Below are 9,605 nucleotides of genomic sequence, written 5' to 3' on the forward strand. Positions count from 1 at the left end.
TCGCCCCGGTCCGGTCCGGCGGCGCCCGCCCGGTCAGGCCCCCATGATCACTGCTGTACGTCCAGGGTGAGGTGCGCGTCCAGTGCGCGGAGGAAGTCGGGTGCGTCGAAGAGCGCGCCCGCCGAGGCGACGCCGGTCCTCCTGGTCCGTCCGGTGAGGATCCGGTGCACCGCTTCCACGGCGAGCGGCGCGCTGACGGCGTAGATGTCCCGGCCCCTGGCGACGGCCCGTCGTTCCGCGGTCCCGGAGCGCACCAGGACGTCCACGAGGAAGGTCTGCGCGGACCGGCCGAGCGCGTCGACCGGGGCCGGTGCCGAAGCGTCCGGTGCGGACAGGTCCCGGGCCGCGTCGACCGCCATGTAGGTGCGCACCTCGGGCACCGCCAGGTGGCTGGGGACGGTCACGACATCGGCCATGGTGAACTCCCCGATGACCGGTCGGGGTCCCAGGGGGGCGGGGAAGGGCCACTCCACGACCGCGGGGGCGTCGTCGTGGTACTCCAACCGTCCACCGGTGTAACGGACGTGACGGCCGTTCCGCCGTTCCCGGGACACCTTGCCCGCGGCGAGGGTGCCCGCCGTCGGGTGCCAGCTGCTGAGCCCGTACGCGACGTGCACTTCGTCGGCCGTCGTCCAGTCGCCCATCGCCGTGGTGGCCAGCAGGTCGCCGAGCCCGCCGTAGAAGGCCATCGCGGGGACGACCACCGTTCCTGCGGCGAGGGCCCGGTCCGCGAAGCGGGTGAACGTGTCGGCGTTGGCCTCGATCTCGGCGGCCACGTCCACGTACGGGATGCCCGCGCGCAGCGCTGCCTCGATCAGTGGCGCACCGGTCGCGGCGAACGGACCGGCGCAGTTGATCACGGCTGCCGCGCCGGACACCGCGCGGTCCAGCGAGACGGGGTCGTCGATCGTCGCCGGGCGGACGTCGAGGTCCCGGCCGCTCGCGGCGAGGGCCCGCAGCTTGTCGGCGTCGCGCCCGGAGAGCACCGGGGCGAACCCCCGCTCCAGCAGTTCGGCGACCACGAAGCGCCCGGTGTGTCCGTACGCGCCGAACACCGTCACGGTCCTGCCCGTCTGCGTCGATCCCATGGGGTTCCCCACCGTTTCCGTTCGTCGAACTTTCAAGTAGGTCCATCGTGGTGGCCGTACCGGCCGCATGCGAGTGTCCGGAACGACAAGCCTCGTACAATTACGGACATGGGTACGCTCGCGCTGGCCGTCACCGACGGCATGCTGCACTTCGAACTCTCCCTCGCCCACGAGGTGTTCGGCTCTGCTCCGGCCGGTGTGACCGTGCCCTGGTACGACCTGACCGTCTGTGGCCCCGGGCCCGTGCAGGTCGAGCGGTTCCGCTTGGAACCCGACCGCGGGCTCGACGGACTCCTGCACGTGGACACGGTGATCGTCCCCGGCTGGGTCGACGTCGACGCGGCCCCTCCCGCCGACCTGGTCGACGCGGTGCGCGCGGCCCACGCGGCCGGCGCCCGCATCGCCTCCCTGTGCACGGGCGCGTTCGTCCTCGCCGCCGCCGGGCTGCTCGACGGACGGCGCGCCACCACCCACTGGGCGCACACCCGGGTCCTCGCCGAGCGCCACCCACGGGTCACGGTCGACCCCGACGTGCTCTACGTGGACGGCGGCGGCGTCCTGACCTCCGCGGGCAAGGCCGCCGCGATGGACCTCTGCCTGCACCTGGTGCGCCTCGACCACGGCTCGGCGATCGCCAACGCGGTCGCCCGCCGCCTGGTCGTGCCCCCGCACCGGGACGGCGGCCAGGCCCAGTTCGTGACCGCACCCGTGCCCGCCCGGGAGGACCACCCGCTCACCGAGCTGTTGCCCTGGGCGGTCGAACGCCTCGACCGCCCCCTGACCGTCGAGGACCTGGCCCGCCGGGCCGGGATGAGCCCGCGCAACCTGGGCCGTCACTTCCGGACCGCGACCGGCACCACCCCGTTGCAATGGCTGCTCACCCAACGCATCCGCCGGGCACAGGAGTTGCTGGAGGCCACCGGGGACGGCATCGACGCCATCGCGGAGGCCACCGGCATGGGCACCGCAGCCACCCTCCGCCGGCACTTCAACCGTACCGTCGGCGTTCCCCCGGACACCTACCGCCGCACCTTCCGCTCCCGCGCGACAGGGAGCGGCACAGGCCGTTGAATGGAGGGGTGAACACTGTTCGATGGCTTGCCGCGGCGGGACTGGCGGCACTCCTGGGCGCCGCCGCCCCCGGGCCCTCACCGCCGCCCGCCGAGCCCCCGCCCCAGCTCGACGACGCGGACGTGGCCCGGGCCGTCGACCGCCTGGACGGCGTGGTCCAGGACGCCATGAAGCGCACCGGCGTGCCGGGCGTGGCCGTCGCGGTGGTCCACGACGGAAAGGTGGTCCACCTGAAGGGGTACGGCGTGCGGAAGGCCGGCGAGAGCGCAGCCGTCGACGCCGACACCGTCTTCCAGCTCGCCTCCGTCTCCAAGCCGATCGCCTCCACCGTCGTCTCCGGGGCCGTGGGCGTCGAGGGCTGGACCCGGCCCGTGGCCCCGAACCTGCCGGACTTCCGGCTCAAGGACCCGTGGGTCACCTCCCACGTGACGGTCGCCGACCTCTTCTCGCACCGCAGCGGCCTCCCCGACCACGCGGGGGACCTGCTCGAAGACCTCGGTTACGACCGCGCGTACGTCCTGTCCCACTTGCGTGACGAACCCCTCGCCCCGTTCCGCGCCAGTTACGCCTACACCAACTTCGGCCTGACGGCGGCGGCCCAAGCCGTGGCCGAGGAGAAGGGCGTGCCCTGGGAGAAGCTGGCCGCCGACGTCCTCTACAAGCCGGCCGGCATGAACTCCACGAGCTCGCGCTTCGAGGACTTCGAGCAGGCACCCGACCGCGCCTGGGGGCACGTCAAGGTCGACGGCGCGTGGAAGCCGGAGTTCGTGCGGGACCCGGACGCACAGTCCCCCGCCGGCGGCGTCAGCTCCACCGCCCGGGACATGGCGACCTGGCTGAAGCTCCAGCTCGCCAACGGCGCGCTGGACGGCCGGCAGATCGTCGAGGCCGACGCCCTGCAGCGCACCCACTGGCCCGAGTCCGTGACCGGGCCGCCCCGGGCTCCGGCCGGTCGGACCGGTTTCTACGGCCTGGGGTGGAACGTCAGTTACGACGACGAGGGACGCCTCCGGCTGTCCCACACGGGAGCGTTCGCACAGGGCGCCCACACCAACGTCACGATGCTGCCCGGCGAGCAGCTCGGCATCGTCGTGCTCACCAACGCCTCGCCGGTCGGGGTCGCCGACGCCGTCGCGCTCGACTTCTTCGACATCGCGCAGACCGGTGAGGTCAGCCGCGACTGGATCCCCCTCGTGGACGCGGTGTACCAGCAGCAGGCCAACGAGGGCCGCTCGGACACCGACTACGCCCACCCGCCGTCGGACGCCGCGCCGGCGAAGGCCGCCGCGGCCTACGCCGGCACCTACTCCAGCAGCTACTACGGGCGCGCCGAGGTCGTCGCCGGTCCGGACGGAGCCCTGGTGCTCCGTCTCGGGCCGAAACCCCAGACCTACCCGCTGACGCACTACGCGGGCGACACCTTCAGCTTCGAGACCGCCGGCGAGAACGCCGTCGGCCGCACCGGGGTCACCTTCGCTCCGGACGGGAAGTCCTTCACCGTCGAATACCTGGACGCCCAGGGCCTCGGCACGTTCACCCGGAGCAGCGGAGTGAGTTGACGGGCCCTCCGCCGGAACCGGACCGGTGCCCCCTCGTGCCGACCGCGCCCGCCGCGGACACGCGTCGCGCACGGTGCGGAACGTCCACGGGGCCGGCGCACCGGGGGCCGGTGGCATCCCGCGCCCCGGAAGTGGTCCCCGACGGCGTCGTGGAAGTGGCCCTTCATCGGGGCCGCCCGGTTTTCTAGCGTCACGGTCATGAACGCCAACGCCCTGCGCGGGGTCCTGCTGGTGACCCTCGCCTACGCCCTCGTCGGCGCCTCCTTCACCGCCAACAGCCTGCTCGGCGCCTACCCGTACACGGGCGGTCAGGCGCTCCGGTACGGGGCCGCCTGTCTCCTGCTGCTCCCCCTGCTGGGCCGTCGTGGTCTCGCCCCGCTCCGACGGCTGACCCTCCGTCATTGGCTGCGGCTCGCCGTCCTCGCGGCCGTCGGCATGGTCGGCTTCAACCTCGCCGTCCTCGCCGCGGAACGCACCGCGGAGCCCGCAGTCCCCGGCGTCCTGGTGGGCTGTGCACCGGTCGTCGTCGCCGTCCTGGTGCCACTGGCCGAGGGGCGTCGGCCGGCCCCCGCCGTGCTGCACGGCGCGCTGCTCGTCACCGCCGGCGCCTTCGTCGTGCAGGGCTGGGGGCGGACCGATCCGGCCGGGATCGGCTGGTCGCTGGCGGCCCTCGCCGGCGAGGTCGGCTTCACGGTCCTTGCCGTACCGGTCCTCAGGTTGCTCGGTCCGAAGGTGCTGACGGCTGCGGTCTGCGGGGTCGGCGCCGTCGAGGCCGCCGTCCTCGGTCTGGTCGTGGACGGCGGCGGCTTCGTCCGGACGCCGACGATCGAGGAAACCGGAGCCCTGGTCTGGCAGGCCGTCCTGGCCACGGTCGTCGGCTTCGTCCTGTTCTACAGGGGGGTCCAACGGATCGGCATGGAGCGCGCCACCCTCTCCACGGGGGCCGTTCCCGTCGCCGCCGCGCTCACTGCCGCCCTCGTCGGTGGTGCCGGCTTCGGGGTGCCCCAGGCGGCCGGCAGCCTCCTCGTGGGCGCCGGTGCGGCGCTGGGCACCGGTCTGTTCTCGCGGACGCCCCGGCCGGACTCAGCGACTGCCGTCCAGGACCACGCGCGCGACGAGGGCCGGGTCGTCGCTCATCGGCACGTGACCGCAGCCGGGCAGCCGCACCAGACGTGCACCGGGCAACACCTGCTTGGCGCGGATGCCCTGGCGGCGCAGCAGCAACCGGTCGCGGCTGCCCCAGGCCACGGTGACCGGGACCGAGGGGACGAACTCGCGGAAGAGGGCGGTCCGGCCCGCGGCCAAGGTCTGGTGGAAGCCGGTGGCCCCGCGCAGCGCGAGCGTCTCGGCGACGACGGCCTCCGGTGACCTGCGGCCCGGCCGGGCGTAGATGGTGCTGGTGAGCACGGCGCGCCCGGGTGCGGTGCGGGACAGCCGCTCGATGACCGGAACGGGCAGTGACAGGGCCGCGCCGCGCATGGCCCGCAGCGTCCCGAAGGCGTACCGCCGCTCGGCTTCCGACCAGAAGCCCGCGGGGGAGAGCGCGGTGACCGAGCGCGCGAGCCCCGCCCGGCCGAACTCCAGGGCGAGCAGTCCGCCCAAGGAGTTCCCCACCACGTGCGGGCGCGCGAAGCCGACGGCCTCGCAGAAGGCGCCGAGCACGGGCACGACCGTGGACAGGTCGTAGGGGACCCCTTCCGGCAGGCCTTCGGACTCCCCGAAGCCCGGCAGGTCGACCGCGATCACATCCCGCTCGGCGGCGAGGACGTCGAGGACCGGCTCCCAGGCCTGCCAGTGGTGTCCGATGCCGTGGAGCAGCAGCAGCGGCTCACCCGCACCCCGACGCTCGTACACCAGGGACGTGGTGCGGGGACCCGTGGGGGTGTCGATCGTGAACGCGGTCCGTGCGGCCATGCGGTTCCTCGGCTTTCCGTGAACACCGGCGGGAAGAGGTCCTTAGACGACCCGTCAGCAACAATTACCGTCCAGTAGCCGAGAGTTCAAGGCAAGGACCGGAAAGTGGACAGGAGCAGCGCCGTGGACTGGGATGGACGGGTGTCCACTGATATCTCGACCACCGAAGGGGCCGCGGAGCGGGCCGTCACCCCGGAGGCCGCCCGGGCCTCCGGGGGAGTCGCCGAGTCCGCTGCGGTTCCGACCGAAGGGCTCACCGAAGTCTTCGAGGAGCACCGTCCGGTGCTCCTCGGCGTCGCCTACCGGATGCTCGGCCGCGCCGCCGACGCCGAGGACGTCGTCCAGGAGAGCTGGCTGCGCTGGACCGCCGGCGACCGGTCCGGCGTCCACCAGCCCCGCGCCTTCCTCGTGCGGATCACCACGCGGCTCGCACTGGACCGGCTCCGGCACGTACAGGCCCGCCGCGAGTCCTACGTCGGCCCGTGGCTCCCCGAACCCGTCATCACCGACTTCGGTTCCGCCGCGTCCGACGGCGCCGAGCGGGCCCTGCTCGCCGACTCCGTCTCCCTCGCGCTCCTGGTGGTGCTCGAATCCCTCTCCCCGCTGGAGCGGGCCGTCTTCGTGCTGCGCGAGGCGTTCGGCTTCCCGTACGGGGAGATCGCCACCGCCCTCGACCGCTCGGAGGCGGCCGTCCGTCAGCTCGCCGGGCGTGCCCGACGCCACGTCGACGAGCGGAGGCCCCGTTACGACGTCGACCCGGTCGAGCGCCGCGAGCTCACCGAGCGCTTCCTCGCCGCCGCCACCGGCGGTGACCTCGACGGGCTCCTCGCCCTCCTCGCCCCGGACGTGCGGCTGGTCGGGGACAGCGGCGGCAAGGCGAAGGCACCGCTGCGGACCATCGAGACCGCCGACAAGGTCGGCCGTTTCATCGCCGCCGTCGTCCAGACCGCTTGGGCCGGGTGCACGGTGCGCCTCCTGGAGCTCAACGGTGCGCCCGCCGTCCTCCTCCTCGTCGAGGGAAGGCCCGACACCGCCTTCCAGGTGGAGGTGCGGGACGGACTCGTCCAGTGCGTCCACATCGTGCGGAACCCCGACAAGCTCCGGGACCTCTCCCTCCTCGCCGGAGCCTGAGGGAGAACGCGCCAAACGGCCGGAACCCGCCCCGTCTCCCCTCCGGGGAGGCGGGGCCCTTTGCTGCGCGGTGCCCACAGGGGTGCGAACGTCCTGTGAACGATCTAGGTCAGAGGGTCACATTCAGGGGCGTTCGACAGAGGATTGGTCTTGACCAAGGGGGTGGCTCGCCTTATGGTCACAGAGTTAGTGCAGGAACCTTTAATAAACAAGGGCGCGGAAACGCCGCGGGACACGGCGAATTGCGGAGGATCAGGGTGGGGACCACGCAGCTGACATCGGTACCGGAACCGAAGTACCAGCACCTCAAGACAGTGATCGGCGAGGCGCTCGACTCGGACTTCGCCGTCGGGGAGATCCTTCCCAACGAGCGCGAGCTCGCGGCGCGCTTCGGCGTCGCCCGCGCCACGCTCCGCCAGGCCCTGGAGCAGCTGGAGCTCGAAGGCCGTCTGCAGCGCCGCCGCGGCGTCGGCACCACCGTCGCCCCGCCGCGCGTCGGCGTGGACGTCTCCACCACCCAGCACCTCTGGCCCGGCGTCGCCGACGACGCCTGGCAGGCCCAGGACTCCGCCGCCGACACGGCCCCGGCCGCGGTCGCCCGCGCCCTGGAGATCGGTGCCGACGAACAGGTGCACGTCGTCCGCCGCCTCCGGATCAGCCAGGGCCAGCCGGTCGCCGCGGAACTGCTCTACGTGCCGACCGGCTCCGTGCCGGGCCTCAGCGCCATCGACGCCCCCGCCGGACCCGCCCGTGCCCGCACCGTGCTCCGCGAACTCCAGCACCTCGCCCTCGACGGCCAGGACCGCGCCGTGGAGCTCGGCTCCGCCCGCGCCGACGACGCCAAGGAGCTCGACCGGCTCCCGGGCGCGCCCGTCCTCGTCGTGACGACCCGCTACCTCTCCGCCGGCCGCACCGCCGCCGTCTCCGTGGCCACCTACCGCGCCGACACCTGCCGCCTCACCTTCGGCGACTCGATCGACCTGGTCATGGCTTCGTAGTACCCGGCGCACGCCCACGGACATCCGGCCCGTCGCAGGGATCCCTAGCGGCGGGCCGTCACCGTGCCGTCGACCGCGAAGAGCTGCTCCTCGACGTGGTCGAGGGCCAGCCGCAGCGCCCCCGTGCCCACCGCCGCCTCGCCGAGCAGCGACAGCACCACCCGAGGGGGCCGCAGGCAGAACCGCGCCAGCTCCTCGCGGAGCGGCTGGAGCACTCCGTCGAGACCGGCCGCCCATCCTCCGACGACCACCAGTTCCGGGTCGATGGCGAGGACCAGGGCCGCCACGTCGTGCACCAGCCGCTGGATGAACCGCTCCACCGCAGCCTGGGCACGTGCGTCGCCCTTGCGGGCCAGCGCGAAGACCTCCGCGACCGCCTGCTCGTCCAACGGGTGCAGCGGTTCGTCCGTCGTGGAGAGCAGGTGCTCGGGGGCGGCGCCCCGGCCGAGCAGGTGCAGCGCTCCGATCTCCCCGGCCGCTCCGCCGAAGCCGCGGTGCAGCCGGCCGCCGATCAGCGAGCCGGCCCCGGGGCTCAGCCCGGCCAGGACGAAGACGATGTCGTCGGAGTCGGTCGCGGCGCCCTTCCAGTGCTCCGCGACGGCCGCTGCGTTCGCATCGTTCTCCACGATCACCGGACAGCGGAAGGAGCGCCGCAGCCGTTCGCCGAGCGCCAGGCCGGTCCAACCGGGCAGCGCCGTGCCGAGCCGCACCGTGCCGTCCGCCTCCACGATGCCGGGCGTGCCGACGCCGACGGCCCGCAGGTTGGACCGGGCGACCCCGGCCCTGCGCAGGACGTCGGCCACGACCGCACGCACCCGTTCCAGGCGTTCGTCCTCGGGAGCCGTCTCCGACACCTCGCGGGACCCGGCGCCGATGATGCGCCCGTCCAAGCCCGAGAGCAGGGCGGCCACTCGGTGCGGACCGATTTCGATGCCGAGCAGATGGCCGGCCTCCGCACGGAAGCGAAACCTCCGCGCCGGACGTCCCTGCCGACGGGCCTCACCCTCCTCGGGTGCCGACTCGACGACGAGTCCGCCCTCCATCAGCCCTTCGACGACCCCCTCGACCGTGGGGCGGGACAGGCCCGTGATCCGGGTCAGGTCCGTGAGCGTGGGTGCATCGGCACCCCGCAGGGCATGGAGCACCACCGCGGAATTGATCCGCCGCAGCAGAGACGGATCCCCGCCGGTCAGCCGCCCCACCGTGTCCTCCCAGCTCGTGCACCCGTCAAGCGGATGGTACTCAATGGCTCAGGCCGCGGCGAGTGCCGCCCCCACGGCGGACCTGCGCCGATGGTCTCCTCCGCGTCCCCGAGCGCACGGGACGACGCCGCCTAGGAGGCCCCGGTCGCCGCCCTGAGCCGGGCGTACTCCTCCGCCATCGCCGCAGCGGTCCAGTGGGCGTTGAGGCCGCTGGGATTGGGCAGGACCCAGATCCGGGTCGCTCCGATCGTGCGCTCCTGCGGCCCGATGACGGCCTTCGGTTCGCCGAAGGCCGTGCGGTACGCGGTGACGCCGACGACCGCGAGCCAACGGGGTGCCAGCCGTTCCACCTTGTCCACGAGCAGTCGCCCGCCCTCGCGGTACTCCTCGCGGCTCAGCTCGTCGGCCCGTGCGGTCGCCCGTGCCACCACGTTGGTGATGCCCAGGCCGTACCCCAGGAGCTCCTCCTGTTCGTCCGGCCGCAGTTGCCGCGGGGTGAAGCCGGACCGGTGCAGCACCGGCCAGAAGCGGTTGCCCGGACGGGCGAAGTGGTGGCCCGTCGCCGCCGTCATCAAACCCGGGTTGATCCCGCAGAAGAGCACGGAGAGGCCGCCCGCGACCACATCGGGAACGATGTGGTCG

8 protein-coding genes and 1 pseudogene are annotated in these 9,605 nt (G+C 73.3%); 5 read left to right on the forward strand and 4 right to left on the reverse strand.

The window, feature by feature from the left end:
* Positions 1 to 47 precede the first annotated feature (47 nt).
* Entirely contained in the window at positions 48 to 1,088 is a 1,041-nt protein-coding gene (locus ACFW22_RS29380) for a saccharopine dehydrogenase family protein (protein WP_386410183.1), read from the reverse strand.
* Positions 1,089 to 1,196: 108 nt separating this feature from the next.
* Between ACFW22_RS29380 and ACFW22_RS29385 the strand changes: the two genes are divergently transcribed.
* From ACFW22_RS29385 to ACFW22_RS29395, 3 genes and pseudogenes are all read left to right on the forward strand, one after another.
* A complete protein-coding gene (locus ACFW22_RS29385) occupies positions 1,197 to 2,159 on the forward strand; it encodes a helix-turn-helix domain-containing protein (protein ID WP_386410186.1) in 963 nt (320 codons plus the stop codon).
* Between the two features lie 8 nt (positions 2,160 to 2,167).
* Positions 2,168 to 3,718, forward strand: a complete 1,551-nt coding sequence (locus ACFW22_RS29390) for a serine hydrolase (RefSeq protein WP_386410189.1) — start codon at positions 2,168 to 2,170, stop codon at positions 3,716 to 3,718.
* A 198-nt stretch (positions 3,719 to 3,916) separates the two neighbouring features.
* Positions 3,917 to 4,753: pseudogene (locus ACFW22_RS29395) on the forward strand (EamA family transporter); the annotation flags it as partial.
* A 48-nt stretch (positions 4,754 to 4,801) separates the two neighbouring features.
* Here the strand turns inward: ACFW22_RS29395 and ACFW22_RS29400 are convergent.
* Positions 4,802 to 5,632 carry an alpha/beta fold hydrolase gene (locus ACFW22_RS29400; RefSeq protein WP_386410192.1) on the reverse strand — a complete coding sequence of 277 codons (831 nt, stop codon included), beginning with the start codon at positions 5,630 to 5,632 and terminating at the stop codon, positions 4,802 to 4,804.
* A gap of 123 nt (positions 5,633 to 5,755) precedes the next feature.
* On the opposite strand from ACFW22_RS29400, the gene ACFW22_RS29405 reads away from it, so the two are divergent.
* Both ACFW22_RS29405 and ACFW22_RS29410 read left to right on the forward strand, forming a co-directional pair.
* On the forward strand, positions 5,756 to 6,763 hold the full coding sequence (locus tag ACFW22_RS29405) for an RNA polymerase sigma-70 factor (RefSeq protein ID WP_386410195.1): 1,008 nt from the start codon (positions 5,756 to 5,758) through the stop codon (positions 6,761 to 6,763).
* A 257-nt stretch (positions 6,764 to 7,020) separates the two neighbouring features.
* Entirely contained in the window at positions 7,021 to 7,761 is a 741-nt protein-coding gene (locus tag ACFW22_RS29410; protein WP_386410199.1) for a GntR family transcriptional regulator, read from the forward strand.
* A gap of 44 nt (positions 7,762 to 7,805) precedes the next feature.
* On the opposite strand, the gene ACFW22_RS29415 is transcribed toward ACFW22_RS29410, so the two are convergent.
* Positions 7,806 to 8,963: an ROK family transcriptional regulator gene (locus ACFW22_RS29415; RefSeq protein ID WP_386410202.1), complete on the reverse strand. Its 1,158-nt coding sequence runs from the start codon at positions 8,961 to 8,963 to the stop codon at positions 7,806 to 7,808.
* Positions 8,964 to 9,094: 131 nt separating this feature from the next.
* On the reverse strand, positions 9,095 to 9,605 hold a 511-nt coding region (mug, locus tag ACFW22_RS29420; protein WP_386410205.1), incomplete at its 5' end, for a G/U mismatch-specific DNA glycosylase.

This window comes from Streptomyces sp. NPDC058872, assembly GCF_042743065.1.
In the GTDB taxonomy this organism is placed as follows: Bacteria; Actinomycetota; Actinomycetes; order Streptomycetales; family Streptomycetaceae; genus Streptomyces.